The sequence below is a fragment of the Pseudomonas synxantha genome, from assembly GCF_900105675.1.
In the GTDB taxonomy this organism is placed as follows: domain Bacteria; phylum Pseudomonadota; class Gammaproteobacteria; order Pseudomonadales; family Pseudomonadaceae; genus Aquipseudomonas; species Aquipseudomonas synxantha.
Genome location: NZ_LT629786.1, coordinates 5,971,199 through 5,991,097, shown reverse-complemented (window position 1 = coordinate 5,991,097; position 19,899 = coordinate 5,971,199). Strand labels below are relative to the sequence as shown.

Below are 19,899 nucleotides of genomic sequence, written 5' to 3'. Positions count from 1 at the left end.
TTGGAAAGGACTCAGGCGGCGGTGGGCCGTGCTGGGCAAGTCAAACTTAATAGAGATCACACCTATGCTTTTTTCCCGTAAGGCGGTTTCCAAGCGTCACCTGCTGCTGATCGCAGCCGGTTTCAGCACCGTGTTGACTGGTTGCGCTACGTCGCCAGCCTCCAAGGTCGCATCGAGCACCAAGGTCGAGTACTACCCCAACTGCTACGAGCCGGTGCAGCACCTGCGCGCTACCGATTCGAACATGACCAAGTCGGTGGTGACCGGTGCCGCCATCGGCGCGGCCGGCGGTGCGTTGTTGGGCGCCCTGACCGGCGACAAGGAAAAGCGTGGCCGTAACGCCGCCATCGGCGCTGCGGGCGGCGCTCTGGCCGGCGGCGCGGCGGGTTACTACACCGAGCGTCAGAAGCAGATTGCCGATGACAACCAGCGCATTGCCTCCTATGCCGCTGACGTGAACAAAAGCGTTTCCGACATCGACCGCAGCACCGCCTACGCCAAGGCCTCGCAACAGTGCTACCAGAGCGCGTTCACCAAGCTGGTGGCCGACCGCAAGGCCAAGACTGTCAACGACACCGAAGGCCGCAAGCGCCTGGCGGAAATCGTTGCGGGCCTGAAGGAATCCAATGACCTGATCGTCGCGGTCAACGGCAAAGCCAGCGAAGATCTGAACAACTACACCCAGGCCTACGAAAAAGACCTGCAACAAGTCGGCGTACAGCGTGCCGACGTGGTCACCGTGGCCCAGGCCGATGCAGCCCCCGTTGTGACGTCGACGAAGAAGAAAGGCGGCACCAAGCCACCGAAAAAGCCAGTGCTGCCAACCGTGCCGAAAGAAGCGGTCACCACCGAGAAGACCTTGCAAACGGCCCAGGCCAAGCAGGCTGAAAGCAAGCAGGTGGCCAACGCGGGTGATTCCCAGCTCAAGCTCAACTGCACCAACCCGAACCTGGTCGACTGGGCACCGGTGCCTTGCCCTAACGTCTAAGCACTTGTTGCTATAAGCGTTAAACGCCCGCCGATCTGCGTCTAAAGCGCGAGATCGGTGGCGTTCTTTTTGCAAATCGTTACACTGCTGCGGCCACTCCAATAAATACACCGAGGCCGTGTGCATGAAATTTCGTCTTCTCCTGTGGGTGCTGGGCCTGATGATGGGCAAAGCCAGCCGCACCAACCCCGCGTTCCAGCAGCAACTGGGTGACAAAGACCTGGCCTTCCAGCTGCAGACCCTCGACGGCAAGGTTGCCCGTCACTTCATTGTCAAAGACCAGCGCATCACCAGCCGTTCAGGTGTTCACCCTGAGCCTGCTTTTGCGATTGCCTTCAAGGATGCCGCCTACGGTTTTGCCACGATGCAGGCGAAGAACAAGCAACTGGCGTTCATGACGGGGATTCAGGATAAGTCGATCCAGATCAAGGGCAACCCGGCGCTGGTGATCTGGTTCCAGGGGTTGACCAAGTATTTGAAACCGAAGAAAAAGAAGAGCTGAGGTTTTCAGTAAAACCGAGGTGGATTCATCGGGAGCAAGCCCCCTCCCACACTTGGAATGCATTCCATAGCTGGAATTCGGTCAAATGTGGGAAGTGACTTGCTCTCAAAAGGGGTCAGTCCGTCATCTCACGGGCTTACCTGTCCTGAGACAGTGAGTACTCGATCAGCCAACAACTGTGCCAGCTCAATCAATTGCGCAACGCCCAGCAGTTCCTCTCGTGGTGAACCTTCTAAGTTAAAGGCCAGGTCGCAGCTCAGCGCGTTGGCCGAAGCAAGTGTTTCGCTGAGGTTGATCAACAGGTCTTCGGTGCTGATGCTGTCGGCAACGGTGAACAGGCGGATGGGAGGGTTGGGGGTGGGTTTGATCATTGTGAAATTCCTTAATCTAAGTGGAGCTGCCATTGATCGCCGCGATGCGATGGGGTGGCAGCTGTGCGCAGGTTCGCGGACCGGAGATTAAGGAAACCGGCATACCCGAAGGTATCCCGCGCACAGCCACCATAACGCAGCACAGTAGACGATAAAAAAGCGTCAACTGAAAGGAGGCAGACGCCACGACCGCGTTTGAGCACCCGTACGCGTAAAAAAGGACAAACCATGAAGAGCACTGATACTCAGGTCCTGCAGTCAATCGGCCCAGTCAACACCCCTCTCAACGACCGCGTGCAGAGCCAGATGTGAGGCGCTACAACATCACCACGGGTTCAACCACCACGGCGGGTGGCAAAGTGATCAGCGGTTGTGAGCGCACCAGTTTCAACGGCGAATTGATCTCAAGGGAGGGTGACCGGGTCGCTTGTCCAGCCTGCGGCACTGAAGGCTTCATCGCGCTCACCGGCCCTCATCTGCACGAAGAGTGGGACGGCAAGCAGGCGGCGCTTGAGGGGGATCTGTGTATCTGCAAATGCGATCCGCCGCCGGAGTTGATTGCCAATCAGAGCTTCAAATCTCAGCAGTTCGGCCCCCAGCCTCAACGATTCACCGCCGCTGGAATGGGACCGACCGCATCCGTCTCGCCCCCTCCCAGCTTTTCCGCGCCCGTTGCGCCGAATCGTGCCGCTGATGCATGCGTTTTCGCCAAATCATGCGTTTCGGTGCCGGCCGGTTCTACCGCTGCGGGAACCGGCCCGGAAAACGCCAGGAACTTCGGCACCACGGCCGTCATGGCCTCAACCGGTACGACGGGCGCCGTCGGCAGGGTCTCCGGAACGCTCGGCAGCGACCTCGGGGCCTGGGCTGTACGAGGGCTGGCCGGCGCCAGTTCGGCCCTCAACGTCGTGCTTCTGGCTTTTTGGCCGCGAGATATCGGTGATTCAACGCTGTACAGCCCCGCACAGTTGGCCGGTATGCGCTCGGCCAGTACGCGGGTGCGTTTCCAGTTTCGCCAGGATGAGTCAGGTGAACTGCGTGTTTACGGCATACATACCAAGCCTGAGAGTGGTGTTGATCGCGTGCCCGTTGCGCAAGCCGGATGGAATGCGGACAACAGCGCGATGGTGGCGGTGCTGGATGGCATCAGCATCACTTGGACGCCGAACCGTGGACCGGTGGTCAGTGCGCCGAGCCCATACCCAGGTACACCGGAGCGCTTGGATAATTTGTTCGTTCATCCGGTTGCAGTGGGGCAAGATTCGGTAATCAGTCACTACCCAGGTCGGGAAGCTGAGGACGTCACCTGGCAGGATACGATCATTTCGTTTCCTGCTGATTCGGGTCTGCCGCCGTTGTATTTGGTGTTTGCCAAGCCAATGGTTACTCCACTGGAAGTTGGGGCATATGACGACTTGAGCAGTCGTAGCATCAAAGATGGTTATGACATCGATCATCTTCCGGCTCGTAAAGTGCTTGAAGCCGTTTTATTAAAACTTGACGGAGAAATGGATCCACGGGAAATAAGGGATTACCTTCGACGAGCCCCAAGCATCGCTATTCCTGCCCGAGTCCATCAAAAATACAGTGAGACCTACGGGGGCGTAGTACCAAAGCAAAGCAGGTGCAGGATGCCTCCGACCTTAGGGCAGCAGTGGACAGCAATTTCAATGCGATTAAACGCGGCCTTCTTGAAGAAGGCTTCACCGATGCGGACATTGAAGTGGCTCGAGAGCAGCTGCATAGGCTCGCTAAAGAACAGGGGTGGTATTGATGAATGCGAAAACTATCGAGGGCTGGATCAGGAGTCTTGGCAGGCGCTACGACGTTTTGATTGCCGAAGGGTTGATACCGAACCAGCCATTACAGGAACTTTATGAAGGGCGGGATCGCCTACACTTGGAACCGGCATTGGGTCTTTCCTTGAGTTTTTGGGCAGAAACCAAGCGATTGGAAACGCTATTCATCACTCTGATCAAAAGCACTCCCTCAACGGTTGAATATAAGGGCGAGCTGCCCAAACCGCTCGCTTCTACGATGACAAAATCCGACATTCGGTCTCATTTCGGCGTCCCGATAGAATCGAGTGCTCCTGTAAAAATGCCACAGCCCGTGGGCATGACTGGAGGATGGGATGCCTATCGCCTTGATCCAAGTACATATCCGAATATCAAGTTGATCTGCAAGTACAGCCCCACTTTTCAAGTAAAGGCGTTGGTGTTTACATTGATTGATAAGAACCACGACTGATCTACCTTCCGTTACTCGGTTAGTGATTGTTCCCTCGCTCTGTGCTCATCGAGATTTGTGTAGAGCGATGAGCGCAGAGCGTGGGAACGATCAATAGATCCAGATCAAGGGCAACCCGGCGCTGGTAATCTGGTTTCAGGGGTTGACCAAGTATTTGAAGCCGAAAAAGAAGAAGTAGGGTTTCAGGTAGGCCGAGTTGGATGCATCGGGAGCAAGCCCCCTCCCACATTTGATTGAGTTCCAACGTTGGAATGCAGGCAAATGTGGGAGGGGGCTTGCTCCCGATAGCGGCCTGAGGGGCTACACATTCAGCCCTGGCTGAACTGGGAAGCCAGTTCGCGCAACAACACCTCGGCATCCAGCACCTTGCCGACTACTTCCTCAGCCTTCTCACGACTCAGGCCCAGACGCTCAAGCAGCGCATCTGGAATGGTCTCGTCGGGCCCGGAACCAATCCCCCGGCTGCGCAACAAGCGTACGGCCAAACACACCAGGTTCGGATACTCAGCGTATTGCCCGTCATAGGTCGGATCGTGCTGAAACCGCAGGGCGGTGGACAGTTCGTCGGGCATGTCCCAATAGCGCATCAGCCAGGCACCGATCTGCTCGCGGGTGATACCTAGCAAGTGCTGTTCGACATAGCTGTGGCACAGGTGCGGGTTGACCTCCAGATGCCGGCAGATCAGCGAAAAGTGCGGCGGGAACACGTGGGCCAGCAGCAGGTAGCCGAAGTTGTGCAGCAGGCCGGCCAGGTAGGTCAGGCCGGCTTCCGGGCGCTGGGCGCGCGGTATGGCGCGGGTCAGGCCCTCGATCACGGCGGCGGTGTAGATCGACTGGTGCCAATAGGGCGTGGACTGATGCGGACGGTCCTTGGGCAGGCTCAGGGTCTTGCCCAGGGCCAGGCCGAGGGCCAGGTTGATCACCAGATCGAAGCCCAGTACGCGCACGATGGCATCTTCGACTGAACGGATCTTGCCCGGCGATGCGTAGTAGGGCGACGCGGCCCAACTCACCACTTGGGCGGCGAGGGCCGGGTCGGTTTCCACCACGCCGGTGATGTCATCGATTGTGGCGTTGGGGTCGACGCGCAGCTTGATGATCTTTTGCGCCGTGTCGGCCAGCGGTGGAATCTCGATGGTCGCCTCAAGACGTTGCTGGATACGGCGGGCGGTGAACGCCTGCATCGCCTGGGTGATTTCCTCGCGGTCATCATTGGGGCGGTCGAGGTTTGGGCGGATATTGCTCAGCGGTTCACCGAAGTGCGCGGCGCTGGCCTTGGTCAGCATACCCTTGAACGCGTCGCCGGGGATTTCCAGCAACAGTCCGGCTTCGCCCGAATGCACCAGCAGGCTCGGCTCGTTGAGCAGGCTGCCTTCATACAGGCACGGTGAACTGGTGAGTGCCGGCAGGCCCGGCAGCAGACTCAGGGCATGCTTGCCGAGCATGCGTTCGACGCGCTCAGGGGCAACGGCCGTGAGGCGGCGACCCGTGAGTTCGGCGAGGCGGTTGAGGTCGAGCAACTGGCTTTGGGGGAACAGCACCATGAGTGCGCCAACCGCATCTTCAAGCAACACCGCCTGGACCTTTTGCGCAGGGTTCATGCCAGGTTGTTCGATGACTTCCGTGTAGGGGATGGCGAGCTTGGCGAGCAGCGCCCGAATGACCGGCGGGGCGGTCAGTGGGGCTGTGGCGAGGGCAACTTCTGACATGGCCTGATCCAATTTCTTACATTCATTGGAGTATAACCAGCTTGATACAGGTGTTGGTCGGATAAGTGCGTCAGGCGTCACACTTGGCCGTATTGCTGCCCGTGCCGCAGCCAGCGATCCAGCAACGGGCTGACGTGATCGGGCCAGCGTTCGAGCAGGGCCTGGGCGGCGTCGCGCACGGCAGGCAACAGATCGGCGTCGCGCATCAGGTCAGCAACCTTGAATTGCAGCAGGCCGGTCTGGCGCGTGCCGAGCATTTCACCCGGACCGCGCAGTTCGAGGTCTTTTTCGGCGATGACAAAACCGTCATTGGTTTCGCGCATGATCCCCAGGCGCTGACGACCGATCTGCGACAGCGGCGGGTGATACAGCAACACGCAGTGGCTGGCAGCACTGCCCCGGCCGACCCGGCCGCGCAGTTGGTGCAGTTGCGCCAGGCCCAGGCGCTCGGGGTTTTCGATGATCATCAGGCTGGCGTTGGGCACGTCCACGCCCACTTCGATCACCGTGGTCGCCACCAGCAATTGCAGGTTGCCGGCCTTGAACTCGGCCATCACTGCGGCCTTCTCCGCAGGTTTCATGCGCCCATGGATCAGCCCGACCTTGAGTTCGCCCAAGGCGCTGGTGAGGTCTTCGTAGGTGGTCTCGGCGGCCTGGCAGGTCAGCTCTTCGGACTCTTCGATCAAGGTGCACACCCAGTACGCCTGACGGCCTTCGGCACAGGCGCCGCGCACGCGCTCTATCACTTCAACGCGCCGGGTGTCGGTGACCAGCACGGTATTGACCGGGGTACGCCCGGGCGGCAGTTCGTCGAGGATAGAGGTGTCGAGGTCGGCGTAGGCGCTCATGGCCAGGGTGCGCGGGATCGGGGTGGCGGTCATGATCAACTGGTGCGGGTTCATGCGCCCGCCCACGCCTTTCTGGCGCAGGGCCAGGCGCTGTTGCACGCCGAAGCGGTGCTGTTCGTCAATGATGACCAAGGCAAGGTTCTTGAACTGCACTTCGTCCTGGAACAACGCATGGGTGCCCACCACCATAGGGGCGCCCGCGGCGATCTGCTCCAGGGCGCTTGCGCGGTTCTTGCCTTTGAGCTTGCCGGCCAGCCACGCCACTTCCAGGCCCAGCGGTTCGAGCCAGCGCTTGAAGGTGATGAAATGTTGTTCGGCAAGGATTTCAGTGGGCGCCATCAGCGCCACTTGATAACCAGCCTCCAGTGCTTGCAAGGCGGCGAGGGCAGCCACCACGGTCTTGCCTGTGCCTACGTCGCCCTGGATCAGGCGCAGCATCGGTTCTTGCTGGCTGAGGTCGTAGGCGATTTCATTGCCCACACGCTGTTGCGCTCCGGTCGGCGCAAAGCCGAGGTTAGCCAGGTATTGCGCCGGCAGCCGGGTGGCCTTTGGCATTGCCGGGGCGCGCAGGGAGCGCATGCTTTCACGCAGGCGCTGCTGGGACAGTTGGTGGGTCAGCAGCTCTTCGAAGGCCAGGCGATGCTGGGCCCAATGATGGCCGAGAGCGAGTTCGTCCACGTCGGCATCGGCGGGCGGGTGGTGCAGGTAGCGGATCGCATCAGCCAGGGGCGCCAGTTGATAGTCGCGGGCCAGCTCCAGGGGCAGCCAGTCGGGCAGGCTTTGCGGGCCGAGCATGGTCAGGGTCTGCATGCACAGCTGGCGCAGGCGTTGCTGGGTCAGGCCTTCGGTCAGCGGGTAGATCGGTGTGAGCGTGGTATCTACCGGTGGCGGTTCGTCGCCGGTAATGGCGCGGTATTCCGGGTGGTAGATTTCCAGGCCCGAAGCGCCAGGGCGCGCCTCGCCGTAGCAGCGCACGCGGGTACCACGCTTGAGGCCCTCTTTCTGCGCGTTGCTGAAATGGTAGAAGCGCAGGCTCAAGCCACCGGTGCCATCCTGCAGGCGCACTACCAGGCTACGGCGTTTGCCCATCACCACGTCGGCGCCGCTGACGGTGCCTTCGATCACCGCGTCCTGCCCGGGGCGCAAGTGGCCGATGGGCACCACGCGGGTGCGATCCTGGTAGCGCAGGGGCAAATGGAACAGCACGTCCTGGAGGTTTTCCAGGCCGACCTTGGCCAGCTTCTCGGCCATGGCCTCACCCACACCCTTGAGTGCCGTCACCGGCACCTGCGACAGCTCAGTCATACGGTTGCTTAGCTCGCAACGGGCGGCTTGGCCACCGAGCACAGGCGGATCGAATCGGCGAGAATCTCAATCGCTTTGGGGCGTGGGAAGCTGGCACGCCAGGCGATCGCCACGGTGCGGAACGGCACCGGAGGTGTGAGCGGGCGCACTTCGATTACGCCCTGGGCGTAGTGATGGCTGTCTACGGCTGACAGCGGCAGGATCGAGATGCCCAGGCCGGAAGCGACCATATGGCGAATGGTTTCCAGTGAGCTGGATTCCACCGTGGTGTGCTTGGCGCCGTCGTTGCCCTTGGTCAGGGTCGGGCAGGCTTCCAATACCTGGTCGCGGAAGCAGTGGCCTTCGCCAAGCAGCAGCAGGCTCTTGTCGTTGAGCAGGGCGGCGTCGATAGTGTCCTTCTTGGTCCACGGGTGGGAGGCCGGCATCAACACGTAGAACGGCTCGTCGTAGAGAGGTAGCGTGAGTACGTCCGCCTCGTTGAACGGCAGGGCGATGATGATCGCGTCCAACTCGCCATTGCGCAGTTTGTCGCGCAGCACGTGGGTGAAGTTTTCTTCGATATACAGCGGCATCTGCGGCGCGACGCGATGCAGTTGCGGGATCAAGTGCGGGAACAGATACGGGCCGACAGTGTAGATCGCGCCGACCTTGAGCGGCGCGGTCAGCTGGTTCTTGCCGGCCTGGGCCAGTTCGCGAATGCTTTGCGCTTGTTCCAGGACCTTCTGGGCCTGGGCCACGATGCCTTCGCCCACCGGAGTGAGGCGCACGGCGCTCTTGCTGCGCTCGAAAATCAACACACCGAGTTCGTCTTCAAGCTTTTTGACGCCCACCGACAGCGTCGGCTGGCTGACATGGCAACGCTCGGCCGCGTGGCCGAAGTGCTGTTCCTGGGCGAGGGTCACGATGTAGCGTAATTCTGTAAGAGTCATAGCAGGCGTCCATGAGGTTGCAGGCCAAGCATACCGGCTGCAATCGATAGACGCACGTTATCAGAACTTTGCTGGGGATTGAGTGGGGAATGTCGGAAATTTTGCTGATTTGGCGATGGCGAATGCGGGAGTAAAAACTTTCTCCCGCATTGCTTGTAGATGTGTTTAACGGCGGCGCTTGTCGATGTTGTAGACGAACGGCGCAACGAGTTCGACGCTGCCATTTTTCAGCAGGTCGGCTGGTGGCTTGGGCAGCGGCTGGGCCTTGCGGATCATCTCCAGGGTCGCACGGTCCAGGTCGGCGTTGCCGGAGCGGCCTTCCAACTCGTAGGACAATACGTTGCCTTCGGCATCGACCACGAAGCGCAAGCGGTTCATACCTTCCTTGCCGCGCTGTTGGGCGGCGGGCGGGTACTTCTTGTACTTCTGCAGGTGCGCCAGCAGGGTGCTTTGCCAGGACGCCTGGGCCGCTATCTGCTGTGCCGATGGGCCAGGCGCGGGCTGGGCCGATTTTTCCGCCGGTGTATTGGTCGGTGGAGTTTCGCTCGGTGGCTCCTCGGAAGGTTTTTCCTTGGGTGGCTCGGGCTTCTTCTCTACCGGCTTGGGCGGTTGCGGCTTAGGCTTGGGCTTGACCGGCTTGGGCACCTGGATCGTTGGCTTGGGCGCCTCGGCCATTTTTGGCAGGGGCAGCTCTTCCACGGGGGCAGGCGGCTGCGGCGGCGTCACCACCTTGGGCGGTGCCGGAGGTGGTGGTGCCGGCATCGGCGCCAGGTCGATGACCATGGCGGCGGGTGGCAACTGGATCACCTGCGGCGCGGACCATTGGAGCGCGATGATGATCGCGACGGCATGCACGCCCAGCACGACGGCGAGGCTGGTGCCATAACGCGTCAGTTTGTGGCGCGTCGTGATCATTTCTTGGCTGCCGTCTCAAGTCCGACCAGGCCCACCTTGAGGTAGCCGGCTGCCCGCAGGGCATCCATCACGCTCATCAGGTCGCCGTAGTCCACGCCTTTGTCGGCCTGGAAGAAGATCGTCGTGTCTTTCTTACCCTGGGTCTTGGCATCGAGCACCGGGCCCAGGCTTTCAGTCTTGACTTCTTCTTCGCCCAGGAACAGGCGTTGGTCTGCCTTGACGCTGAGGAAGATCGGTTTCTCCGGCCGCGGCGCCGGCTTGGCGCTGGAGGCTGGCAGGTCCACCTTGATGTCCACGGTGGCCAGCGGTGCCGCCACCATGAAGATGATCAGCAGCACCAGCATCACGTCGATAAACGGTGTGACGTTGATTTCGTGGTTCTCGACGAGCTCGTCGTCGCCTTGATTCAAATGCAGGCCCATGGCCGATTACCCCACTTTCACCATGTGCGGTTGCGAGCTGCGCTCGGTAGGCAGGTGATCGAGGTCACGGCTGACCAGCAACAGGACTTCTGCCGATGCATCCGAAACCTGGGCTTTGTAGCCGGCAATCGAACGGGCGAAGACGTTGTAGATCACCACCGCAGGGATCGCGGCAACCAGGCCCAGGGCGGTAGCCAGCAGGGCTTCGGCGATGCCGGGGGCAACGACGGCGAGGTTGGTGGTCTGGGTCTTGGCGATGCCGATGAAGCTGTTCATGATGCCCCATACGGTGCCGAACAGGCCGACGAAAGGTGCGGTGGAGCCAATGGTGGCGAGTACGCCGGTGCCGCTGCTCATGTTACGGCCGCAGGCCGCAACCAGGCGCTCGAGGCGGAAAGCCACGCGCTCCTTGATACCTTCTTTTTCGCGGGTATTGGCCGACAGGCGCATTTCTTCCAGGGCGTCGTGCACCAGGGTGTTGGCCAGGGTGCCCTTCCTGGTCGCGGTTTCGCTCGCTTCCTTGAGGGTGGTGGCTTTTTTCAGGTGGACGATTTCAGCACGCAGGCGGCGCTTGGCACCCAGCAGCTCGAAGCCTTTGGCAATCCAGATAGTCCAGGTAATGATCGAGGCGATGGCCAGGCCGATCATCACGGCCTTCACCACCACGTCGGCATTCTGGTACATGCCCCATGGCGACAAGTCGTGGGCCATGCCCAGGGTGTTGTCTTCTTCCAGCACCACGCCGGTTTCGTCGGCAGGTGCGGCGTCGCCCGCAGCCTGGGCCGGGTCGGTAGCGGCTGGAGCTGGAGCTGGAGCGGCCGCCGGGGCAGCAGCATTTTGCTCGGTGGCAGCCGGAGCGGCGGGGGCCGTGGCATCAGCGAATGCGGCGGTCGGTGCCAGCAGTATGCTGAACAGCATCGCAGCAATCGCACGCCAGGCGCGGGATGGACTGTGAGGCTTGGTTGGCGAAGCGGGTTTTGTATTACGTGTCATGCTGGCCGGACCTGAGAGAAAAAATGGGTGATCGTCCTTCCAAACCCAGGTGGGGGGGCGAGGACAAATGGGTGGTTATTATTGCAAGTAATTCTTGTTAACAGAAGTAATACAGTAACTTTATTTGGCTTTTTCTGGCCGCTGGTCATGTCTGGCGGCTAATCTGCGCCTTTAAGAACGGAGTTTTGTGATGTCTGTGCCTTCTGTTGTGATTGCCGGTTGCGGCGATGTGGGTAGTCGGCTGGCTAGCCAATTGCTGGCCTCGGAATGGGAGGTTCATGGCTTGCGCCGCGATATTTCGCGCCTGCCCGAGGGGGTGATTGGCATCGCCGGCGACCTGTTCGACAAGGATTGCCCTGACACCTGGCCTATCGGCGGGGTGGATTACCTGGTGTATTGCGCCGCTGCCACCGACCATGACGAAACCGGCTATCGCGCCGCTTACGTGCAGGGGCTGCAACATGTGCTGGAGTGGTTGAAGGACTACGGCCAGGAGCCGAAACACCTGTTGTTCGTATCCAGCAGCAGTGTGTATGGGCAGCAGAACGGCGAGTGGGTCGACGAAACGTCAGAGACGCAAGCGAAGGGTTACTCCGGGCAGGTGATGCTGGAGGCAGAGCAAGTGGCGCTCGACAGCGGCATCCCCGCCACTATTGTACGGCTGACCGGGATTTACGGTCCGGGACGCGAATGGCTGTTGACCCAGGTGCGCCAAGGCTATCGGGTAGCGATTGACCCGCCTTTATATGGCAACCGGATTCACGCCGATGATGCGGCCGGGCTGCTGGCGTTTTTACTGCGGCACGTAGAGCAGGGCGGTACATTGGACAAAGTCTACATCGGTGTCGACGATGCGCCGGCGCCATTGGCCGAGGTGGTGGGCTGGTTGCGCGAGTACCTGGGTGTGACCGAATGGGCTGATGACGCCAGTGTGCGGCGTGCGGGCAGCAAGCAATGCAGCAATGCCAGGGTTAAGGCCCTTGGTTGGGTGCCCAAGTATCCGACCTATCGTGAAGGGTATGCCGCGATACTCAAGGGCTGAAATCAATCTGAGAATGTGGGAGGGGGCTTGCTCCCGATAGCGGTGAGTCAGCCAAAGACATATTGACTTCAGTACTGCTATCGGGAGCAAGCCCCCTCCCACATTTGGATTCAGGTGATGCTGTTATGGCTTTTCAAGCAGCCACTGGCGCGGGCCTGGGGTGAACTGAGGCACTTCATCCGCCTGCGCGGTATTGATTGCCTGGAAGATTTCCAGCTGTTCACCCTTGTGCGTGAAGATCCACGGGTTGCCCTGGCCGTTCAGTTGCAGCCAGATGCTGTCGTAACCGCCGCTCATGGAGGCGCAATCACCCGCCAGGCACAGCGAGTAACGGTCAACGCCAGGTAGGCCGGCGACCTTGCCGTCAGCCTGGAACTGCACCGTGGCGCCGCTGCCCGTGCCGTCGGTGATCTTCCAGTCGCCACCCATGTAGGTCGCGTACAGCGCCCGCTCGAAGTTGGCGCCCAATGGCGCGCCTTCAGGGGCTGGCTCTTTGGCGCGGCCGAACAGTTGCTCTGGCTCATTGTCATTGGCTACTTGCAGCAGCTGCTTGCCTTTGCGCTTGAGTTCGGTAGCGGTGCTGCCGTAGAAGTCGACGCTCCAGGCGCCGGACTTTTCACCGGTCAGCTTGCCTTCGGCTACTTCAAAACCATTGTAGTAGCGCGCCTGCGCAGCCTTGGTGTTGACCTCCCACTCAAGGTTGGGGCCATAGGACTGCAGGGCTTCACGCAAAGGGCCGCCCTTGGCTGCCGCATCGATGGCGGCCTGGTTGATCCAGGTACCGCTCACATCCAGATCGGCGGGGTTGCTGGCACAGCCGCCCAGCACCAGGGCGAGCAACGAAGAGGCTACAAGCGCTTTGCGCATCACGAAATCCTTCTGAAACGAAGTCGGCGCAGCCTGTTGGGCTGCGCCGGGTGTTTTACTCGATGACCAGAATGGCGTCCATCTCAACCTGCGCGCCTTTTGGCAGGGCGGCAACGCCAATGGCGGCGCGGGCCGGGTAGGGTTGTTCGAAGTACTTGCCCATGATCTCGTTGACCTTGGCGAAGTGGCTCAGGTCGGTGAGGAAGATGTTCAGCTTGACGATGTCCTTGAATGAACCGCCGGCGGCCTCGGCCACGGACTTGAGGTTTTCGAAGACCTGTACGGTCTGGGCTTCGAAGCCTTCAACCAGTTCCATGGTCTTTGGGTCCAGTGGGATCTGGCCGGACATGTAGACGGTGTTGCCCGCCTTAATCGCCTGGGAGTAGGTGCCGATGGCGGCTGGGGCTTTATCGCTGGTGATAACTGTCTTGGTCATGAGTGACTCCTTGTAATGGGTGATGAGTTATCTGAGGAGTCATGCACGCATACGGGTGATGCGGATGACCCCAGTCAAGGCACGCAGTTTCTTGATCACGCGGGCCAGGTGCACGCGGTCGTGCACGCTGACCACCAGCTGGACCACGCTGATGCGACCATCACGTTCGTCCATGCTGATTTTCTCGATATTGCCGTCGGCGGCGTTGACGCTGCTGGCCAGCAGGGCGATCAGGCCGCGCTGGTGTTCCAGCTCCACCCGCAGCTCGACGTTGAATTCGCCGGTGACATCCTTGGCCCACGAGAGCTGGATGCATTTTTCCGGGTTGTGACGGATTTCGGTGATGTTGCGGCAGTTGTCCAGGTGTACCACCATGCCCTTGCCCGCGGACAAGTGCCCGACAATCGGGTCGCCAGGGATCGGCGTGCAGCATTTGGCGTAGCTGAGCACCAGGCCCTCGGTACCACGAATCGCCAGCGGGCCTTCCGGGCTCGGCAACTGTTCGCCTTCGCCCAGCAGACGGCGGGCGACCACGTAGGCCATGCGGTTGCCCAGGCCGATATCTTCCAGCAGGTCTTCGATGGTTTCCTGACGGTATTCGTGGAGCATCGCTTGCACGCGTTCCTGCGGGATCCTGTCCAGGGCGCTGTCGAAACCGTTGAGTACTTTGTTCAGCAGGCGTTCTCCCAGGCTGATTGACTCGGAACGACGCTGCAGTTTCAGGGCATGGCGAATATGCGTACGTGCCTTGCCGGTGACCACGAAGTTGAGCCACGCCGGGTTCGGGCGTGCGCCTGGAGCACTGACGATCTCGACTGTGGAGCCACTTTGCAACGGTTCGGACAGCGGTGCGAGACGACGATTGATGCGGCAGGCGATGCAGCTGTTGCCGACGTCGGTGTGCACCGCGTAGGCAAAGTCGACCGCCGTGGAGCCTTTTGGCAGCTCCATGATCCGACCCTTGGGCGTGAACACGTAGACCTCGTCCGGGAACAGGTCGATCTTTACGCTTTCGATGAATTCCAGGGAGTTGCCGGCACGTTGCTGCATTTCCAGCACGCCCTTGACCCATTGGCGGGCGCGGGCATGGGTGCCTTTGGGCTGCTCGTCGCCGCTGGATTTGTACAGCCAGTGGGCGGCGATGCCGTTGTTGGCCATCTCTTCCATTTCGCGGGTGCGGATCTGGATCTCGATGGGCACGCCATGCATACCGAACAGCGTGGTGTGCAGCGACTGGTAGCCGTTGGCCTTGGGGATCGCGATGTAGTCCTTGAAGCGGCCCGGCAGGGGTTTGTACAAATTATGCACAGCGCCCAGCACGCGGTAGCAGGTATCGACCTTGTCGACGATGATCCGGAACGCATACACGTCCATGATCTCGTTGAAGGCCCGGCGTTTGCCGCGCATCTTCTTGTAGATGCCGTAGATATGCTTCTGCCGGCCGCTGACTTCGCCCTCGATCTCGTCGATCGCCAGGCAATGGCTCAGGGACTCTTCGATCTTGTTGACGATTTCCTTGCGGTTGCCCCGGGCGCGCTTGACCGCCTGGTAGATGCGCGCCGAACGCATCGGGTGCATGGCCTTGAAACCGAGGTCTTCGAATTCGATGCGAATGGCGTGCATGCCCAGCCGGTTGGCGATGGGCGCGTAGATTTCCAGAGTTTCCTTGGCGATGCGCCGACGTTTTTCGCCGGACAGCACTTCCAGCGTGCGCATGTTGTGCAGCCGGTCGGCCAGCTTGACCAGGATCACCCGGATATCCCGGGCCATGGCCATGGCCATCTTCTGAAAGTTTTCCGCCTGGGCTTCGGCCTTGGTCTCGAAGTTCATCTGGGTCAGTTTGCTGACCCCGTCGACCAGTTCGGCCACGGTTTCGCCAAACTGCGCGCTGAGCGCTTCCTTGGCGATGCCGGTGTCTTCGATCACGTCATGCAGCATCGCAGCCATCAGGCTCTGATGGTCCATGTGCATGTCGGCAAGAATATTTGCCACCGCGAGAGGATGGGTGACATACGCCTCGCCACTGCGGCGGCGTTGGCCATCGTGGGCTTGTTCGGCGTAGAAATACGCTCGGCGGACCAGGTTGACCTGGTCTGGGCCGAGGTAGGTCGATAAGCGATCGGCGAGGGCGTCTATGCTCGGCAAAGTGTGAACTCCTGCCGATGGCTGTGACCCCGCGCCGTGCTACGTCGACCAGGCATAGGCTTAGACGTCCTCGTTGGACTCGCCTTCGAACGCTGCAAACAGCGGCTCGTCTTCAACGATTTCGGCGTTGGCGATGAACTCGTAGCTCATCAGGCCTTCAGCAATTTCACGCAGGGCTACAACGGTAGGCTTGTCGTTTTCCCACTGGACCAGAGGCTCTTTGCCGCCAGTGGCCAGTTGACGGGCACGCTTGGTAGAGAGCATGACCAGCTCAAAGCGGTTATCCACGTGTTCTAGGCAGTCTTCAACGGTTACGCGGGCCATGGTATTCCTCGGAGCGAATGCAAGATGCGCGCTGCCCGGTTGGGCGAGCGGACTGAGCAGTTTAAAAAAACACCAGCGTTTAGGGAAGCGCTGATTTTTCGCAGACCCTGGCAAAACCGCTGCAAGTGCCAATGTAAGGCCCTTGCAGCAGTTTTGGGAAGAGCCAATCAGCCGAGCAGTTCGGCAAGTAATTTGCCGAAACGTTGCTGTTGACGCTTTTGCTGGAGCTGGTTGGCGCGGAAAATCGCCTTCAAATCGTCCAGGGCATGGGCGAAATCGTCATTGATGATCAGGTAGTCGTAGTCGACGTAGTGGCTCATTTCGCTGACGGCCTCGCGCATGCGGCCTTCGATGATCTCGTCGCTGTCCTGGCCGCGGTTGGTCAGGCGCTGGTGCAAGGCTTCGAGCGATGGCGGCAGGATGAAGATCGAGCGAGCCTTGGGCATCAGCTGGCGTACTTGCTCGGCGCCCTGCCAATCGATTTCCAGGATCAGGTCGTGGCCTTCGTCCAGAGTTTGCTGCAAGTGGCTTTGGGAGGTGCCGTAGAGGTTGCCGAAGACTTCGGCACGTTCGAGGAAATCGCCATGTTCGATCATCTTGACGAACTCGGTGCGTTCGACGAAGTGATAGTGCACGCCATTGACCTCGCCCGGGCGCATGGCGCGGGTGGTGTGGGACACCGAAATGCGGATCTGCTCGTCAGCGTCGGTCAAGGCTTTGACCAGGCTGCTCTTGCCCGCGCCCGAAGGGGCGGAAATGATGTAAAGGGTGCCGGTGCTGTGGGTCATGGAGGTTGCCTTACTCAATATTCTGTACTTGTTCGCGCATCTGCTCGATCAACACTTTGAGGTTGACCGCGGCCGTGGTACTGCGCGGATCGAACGCCTTGGAGCCCAGTGTATTGGCTTCGCGGTTGAGTTCCTGCATCAGGAAGTCCAGGCGCCGACCGGCGGCACCGCCAGACTTGAGGACGCGGCGCACTTCAAGGATGTGGGTGCTCAGGCGGTCGAGCTCTTCGGCCACATCGCTCTTCTGTGCGAGCAGGACCATTTCCTGTTCCAGGCGAGTCGGGTCAAGGTCGGCCTTCATGTCGGTGAAGCGGTCGAGAACCTTCTGGCGCTGGGTGGCGAGCATCTGCGGCACCAGTTCGCGCAGGGTGATCACGTCTGCTTCGATCGAGGTCAGACGCTCGTTGATCAGGCGCGCCAGTTCGGCGCCTTCGCGCTCGCGACCGGCCTTGAGTTCCTTCAGGCCCTGGTTGAAAAGGGCGAGGGCTTCGGCATTCAAGGCTTGCGGGTCAGTAGCGTCGGCCACCAGCACGCCGGGCCAGGCCAGCACTTCCAGGGGGTTCAGTGCGGCCGGTTGCTTGATCAGGCCGGCGATGGTTTCGGCGGCGGCCACCAGTTGCGCGGCGCGGTCGCGGTCGACCTGCAGCGGCTTGCCGGTAGTTTCTTCGGTAAAGCGCAGGGTGCATTCCAGCTTGCCACGGGAGATGCCCTGGCGCAGCGCTTCACGGACGGCGCCTTCGAGGTCGCGGAACGACTCCGGCAGGCGCAGGTGCGGCTCCAGGTAACGGCTGTTGACCGAGCGCAATTCCCAGCTGAGGGTGCCTTGGGCTCCGGCTTTTTCGACACGGGCGAAGGCGGTCATGCTGTGCACCATGGAGGTACCTCGTGTTGGATAAATAAAGATTGGCCAGGCCGACCTGTAGGAGCGAGGCGCAGGATTGTAGCGCAGTGCGCAGGAGGCGCCCAAACATGCGCATTCGTAACCGAATTTTAAGAAGTGCCCCGAATCGGTTGGCGGCTCTATAATGCTCGGCAGTTTTTCGTCCTTCGTACAGGTATCCCCTATGAAACGTCCAAGTGGTCGCGCTGCCGATCAGCTCCGCTCGATCCGCATCACCCGCAACTACACCAAACACGCCGAGGGATCCGTACTGGTCGAGTTTGGCGATACCAAGGTGATCTGCACCGTCAGCGTCGAAAACGGCGTGCCGCGCTTCCTCAAGGGCCAGGGCCAGGGTTGGTTGACCGCTGAATACGGCATGCTGCCGCGCGCCACTGGCGAGCGTAACCAGCGTGAAGCCAGCCGTGGCAAGCAAGGTGGGCGCACCCTGGAGATCCAGCGCCTGATCGGCCGTTCCCTGCGCGCCGCCCTGGACATGTCCAAGCTGGGCGACGTGACCCTGTACGTCGACTGCGACGTGATCCAGGCTGATGGCGGTACCCGTACTGCCTCCATCACCGGTGCCATGGTGGCCCTGGTCGACGCGCTGAAAGTGATCAAGAAACGCGGCGGCCTCAAGGCCGGTGACCCGCTCAAGCAGATGATCGCCGCGGTATCGGTCGGCATGTACCAGGGTGAGCCTGTACTGGACCTGGACTACCTGGAGGATTCGGCCGCCGAGACTGACCTGAACGTGGTCATGACCAGCACCGGTGGTTTCATCGAAGTGCAGGGCACCGCTGAAGGCGCGCCATTCCAGCCGGCTGAGCTGAACGCGATGCTGGCTTTGGCCCAGAAAGGCATGACCGAAATTTTCCAACTGCAGAACGCCGCGCTGGCCGACTGAGCCGGTGCCAAGGAGAAACGCCATGAGTGACAGCCAGTTGCCGGTTCCGGCACCGTCCAAGGAAGTACGCCAGTTGGCAATGTTGTGTCACTTCGCGGCGTTTGCGGGGTTGGTATTCCCCTTCGGCAGCTTGTTGGGGCCGCTGATCCTGTGGCAGTTCAAGAAGGACGTGGACCCGCTTATCGATGATCAGGGCAAGGAAGCGCTGAATTTCCAGATTACCGTGGCGATCGCCTGGCTGGTGTGCCTGGTGCTGGGCTTTGTCGTCATCGGCTTTTTGCTGATGACCGTGCTGGTGATCGGGGCGCTGATACTGACGATCATCGCCGGGATCCAGGCCAACAAAGGCGTTGCTTACCGCTACCCGTGGACCTGGCGCCTGGTCAAGTAACCGACCGGCCACAAAAAAACCGACATTGCTGTCGGTTTTTTTGTGCCTGGAGAACGACCTCAGATGGTCAATGTCCAGTCGTAGTCCACGATCAATGGCGCGTGTTGCGAGAAGCGCGGCTGGCGCGGCAAGCGTGCACTGCGCACGAACCGACGCAGGCCTGGGGTCAGCAACTGGTAGTCGAAGCGCCAACCCAGGTTGAGCATCTCGGCCTGTTCGTTATCCGGCCACCAGCTGTACTGGTCGCCTTCACGGCTGACTTCACGCAGGGCATCGACATAGCCCATGTTGCCGACAATCTCGTCCATCCAGGCCCGTTCCGGCGCCAGGAAGCCCGGGGATTGCTGGCTGTCGCGCCAGTTCTTGATATCCAGCTTCTGTTGCGCCACGTACAGCGAGCCACAATAAATGTACTCGCGACGTTTGCGTCGCTGTTTATCCAGATAACGGGCGAAGTCGTCCATTAGCTTGAACTTCTGGTTCAAGTCTTCATCGCCGTTCTGCCCCGAAGGAAGCAGCAAGGTCGCGATGCTGACCTTGTCGAAATCGGCTTGCAGGTAACGCCCGTAGCGGTCGGCTGTCTCGAAGCCGAGGCCGCTGATGACCGCCTTGGGTTGCAACCGCGAGTACAAAGCCACGCCACCTTGGGTGGGCACTTCGGCATCGCAGGCATAAAGGAAGTAGCCATCCAGTTGGAAGGCTGGGTCGTCCAGTTCAAAGGCGGAGGCGCGGGTGTCCTGCAGGCAGATGACGTCGGCATTCTGTGCTTGCAGCCAACTGAGCAAACCACGCTCAACTGCAGCCTGAATACCATTAACGTTCACACTGATGATCCGCATAAATGGCCCCAAAAATCGCGTGCGTGTATGATACACGCCGTCCACCTA

Annotated in this window: 21 protein-coding genes and 1 pseudogene; 8 read left to right on the top strand and 14 right to left on the bottom strand. The window is 60.5% G+C overall.

The window, feature by feature from the left end:
• Positions 1-64: 64 nt before the first annotated feature.
• Together tagQ and BLU48_RS27810 are read left to right on the top strand one after the other, a co-directional pair.
• Positions 65-988, top strand: a complete 924-nt coding sequence (gene tagQ / locus BLU48_RS27815) for a type VI secretion system-associated lipoprotein TagQ (RefSeq protein ID WP_043048086.1) — start codon at positions 65-67, stop codon at positions 986-988.
• A gap of 124 nt (positions 989-1,112) precedes the next feature.
• Complete coding sequence (locus tag BLU48_RS27810) at positions 1,113-1,490, top strand: hypothetical protein (protein WP_046070103.1); 378 nt, start codon at positions 1,113-1,115, stop codon at positions 1,488-1,490.
• Between the two features lie 128 nt (positions 1,491-1,618).
• Here BLU48_RS27810 and BLU48_RS27805 read toward each other — a convergent pair whose 3' ends face one another.
• Positions 1,619-1,861 (bottom strand): DUF6124 family protein, encoded by a 243-nt coding sequence (locus BLU48_RS27805; protein ID WP_057023321.1) that lies wholly within the window; start codon positions 1,859-1,861, stop codon positions 1,619-1,621.
• Between the two features lie 308 nt (positions 1,862-2,169).
• On the opposite strand from BLU48_RS27805, the gene BLU48_RS27800 reads away from it, so the two are divergent.
• The 3 genes and pseudogenes from BLU48_RS27800 to BLU48_RS32095 form a co-directional block, all read left to right on the top strand.
• A complete protein-coding gene (locus BLU48_RS27800) occupies positions 2,170-3,741 on the top strand; it encodes an S-type pyocin domain-containing protein (protein ID WP_231989002.1) in 1,572 nt (523 codons plus the stop codon).
• On the top strand, positions 3,635-4,111 hold the full coding sequence (locus BLU48_RS27795) for a DUF6392 family protein (protein WP_057023323.1): 477 nt from the start codon (positions 3,635-3,637) through the stop codon (positions 4,109-4,111). Before BLU48_RS27800 ends, BLU48_RS27795 begins: the two co-directional genes overlap by 107 nt.
• Before the next feature lie 97 nt (positions 4,112-4,208).
• Positions 4,209-4,289, top strand: a pseudogene (locus BLU48_RS32095) (helicase); the annotation flags it as partial.
• Positions 4,290-4,419: 130 nt separating this feature from the next.
• Here BLU48_RS32095 and BLU48_RS27785 read toward each other — a convergent pair.
• The 6 genes from BLU48_RS27785 to exbB all read right to left on the bottom strand — a co-directional run bounded on the left by BLU48_RS27785 (position 4,420) and on the right by exbB (position 11,232).
• Positions 4,420-5,820 carry an aminoacyl-tRNA deacylase and HDOD domain-containing protein gene (locus BLU48_RS27785; RefSeq protein WP_057023324.1) on the bottom strand — a complete coding sequence of 467 codons (1,401 nt, stop codon included), beginning with the start codon at positions 5,818-5,820 and terminating at the stop codon, positions 4,420-4,422.
• Positions 5,821-5,897: 77 nt separating this feature from the next.
• Positions 5,898-7,973 (bottom strand): ATP-dependent DNA helicase RecG, encoded by a 2,076-nt coding sequence (recG, locus tag BLU48_RS27780; RefSeq protein WP_057023339.1) that lies wholly within the window; start codon positions 7,971-7,973, stop codon positions 5,898-5,900.
• Between the two features lie 8 nt (positions 7,974-7,981).
• Entirely contained in the window at positions 7,982-8,902 is a 921-nt protein-coding gene (locus BLU48_RS27775; protein ID WP_043048080.1) for a hydrogen peroxide-inducible genes activator, read from the bottom strand.
• Between the two features lie 165 nt (positions 8,903-9,067).
• The gene (locus BLU48_RS27770; RefSeq protein ID WP_057011438.1) at positions 9,068-9,817 is read right to left on the bottom strand and encodes a TonB family protein; all 750 of its coding nucleotides are present in this window, start codon (positions 9,815-9,817) and stop codon (positions 9,068-9,070) included.
• Complete coding sequence (gene exbD / locus BLU48_RS27765) at positions 9,814-10,239, bottom strand: TonB system transport protein ExbD (RefSeq protein WP_003176926.1); 426 nt, start codon at positions 10,237-10,239, stop codon at positions 9,814-9,816. The genes BLU48_RS27770 and exbD overlap by 4 nt, the downstream gene beginning before the upstream one ends.
• 6 nt (positions 10,240-10,245) lie before the next feature.
• A complete protein-coding gene (gene exbB, locus BLU48_RS27760; protein WP_057023325.1) occupies positions 10,246-11,232 on the bottom strand; it encodes a tonB-system energizer ExbB in 987 nt (328 codons plus the stop codon).
• 190 nt (positions 11,233-11,422) lie between these two features.
• Between exbB and BLU48_RS27755 the strand changes: the two genes are divergently transcribed.
• A complete protein-coding gene (locus BLU48_RS27755) occupies positions 11,423-12,274 on the top strand; it encodes an SDR family oxidoreductase (protein WP_057023326.1) in 852 nt (283 codons plus the stop codon).
• 123 nt (positions 12,275-12,397) lie between these two features.
• On the opposite strand, the gene BLU48_RS27750 is transcribed toward BLU48_RS27755, so the two are convergent.
• The 6 genes from BLU48_RS27750 to BLU48_RS27725 all read right to left on the bottom strand — a co-directional run bounded on the left by BLU48_RS27750 (position 12,398) and on the right by BLU48_RS27725 (position 17,708).
• Positions 12,398-13,141: a hypothetical protein gene (locus tag BLU48_RS27750; protein ID WP_057023327.1), complete on the bottom strand. Its 744-nt coding sequence runs from the start codon at positions 13,139-13,141 to the stop codon at positions 12,398-12,400.
• 55 nt (positions 13,142-13,196) lie between these two features.
• The gene (locus tag BLU48_RS27745; RefSeq protein ID WP_003176922.1) at positions 13,197-13,577 is read right to left on the bottom strand and encodes a RidA family protein; all 381 of its coding nucleotides are present in this window, start codon (positions 13,575-13,577) and stop codon (positions 13,197-13,199) included.
• A 39-nt stretch (positions 13,578-13,616) separates the two neighbouring features.
• On the bottom strand, positions 13,617-15,722 hold the full coding sequence (gene spoT, locus BLU48_RS27740) for a bifunctional GTP diphosphokinase/guanosine-3',5'-bis pyrophosphate 3'-pyrophosphohydrolase (RefSeq protein WP_057023328.1): 2,106 nt from the start codon (positions 15,720-15,722) through the stop codon (positions 13,617-13,619).
• A gap of 60 nt (positions 15,723-15,782) precedes the next feature.
• A complete protein-coding gene (gene rpoZ / locus BLU48_RS27735; RefSeq protein WP_003195508.1) occupies positions 15,783-16,046 on the bottom strand; it encodes a DNA-directed RNA polymerase subunit omega in 264 nt (87 codons plus the stop codon).
• A 167-nt stretch (positions 16,047-16,213) separates the two neighbouring features.
• Positions 16,214-16,834 carry a guanylate kinase gene (gene gmk, locus BLU48_RS27730; RefSeq protein ID WP_003213284.1) on the bottom strand — a complete coding sequence of 207 codons (621 nt, stop codon included), beginning with the start codon at positions 16,832-16,834 and terminating at the stop codon, positions 16,214-16,216.
• 10 nt (positions 16,835-16,844) lie between these two features.
• Positions 16,845-17,708 (bottom strand): YicC/YloC family endoribonuclease, encoded by an 864-nt coding sequence (locus BLU48_RS27725; protein WP_057023329.1) that lies wholly within the window; start codon positions 17,706-17,708, stop codon positions 16,845-16,847.
• A 190-nt stretch (positions 17,709-17,898) separates the two neighbouring features.
• Between BLU48_RS27725 and rph the strand changes: the two genes are divergently transcribed.
• Positions 17,899-18,621 carry a ribonuclease PH gene (gene rph / locus BLU48_RS27720; protein WP_043048066.1) on the top strand — a complete coding sequence of 241 codons (723 nt, stop codon included), beginning with the start codon at positions 17,899-17,901 and terminating at the stop codon, positions 18,619-18,621.
• A 22-nt stretch (positions 18,622-18,643) separates the two neighbouring features.
• Positions 18,644-19,012: a DUF4870 domain-containing protein gene (locus tag BLU48_RS27715; RefSeq protein WP_043048064.1), complete on the top strand. Its 369-nt coding sequence runs from the start codon at positions 18,644-18,646 to the stop codon at positions 19,010-19,012.
• 59 nt (positions 19,013-19,071) lie between these two features.
• Here the strand turns inward: BLU48_RS27715 and BLU48_RS27710 are convergent, their stop codons facing one another.
• A complete protein-coding gene (locus BLU48_RS27710) occupies positions 19,072-19,851 on the bottom strand; it encodes an exodeoxyribonuclease III (RefSeq protein WP_003195493.1) in 780 nt (259 codons plus the stop codon).
• Positions 19,852-19,899: the final 48 nt, after the last annotated feature.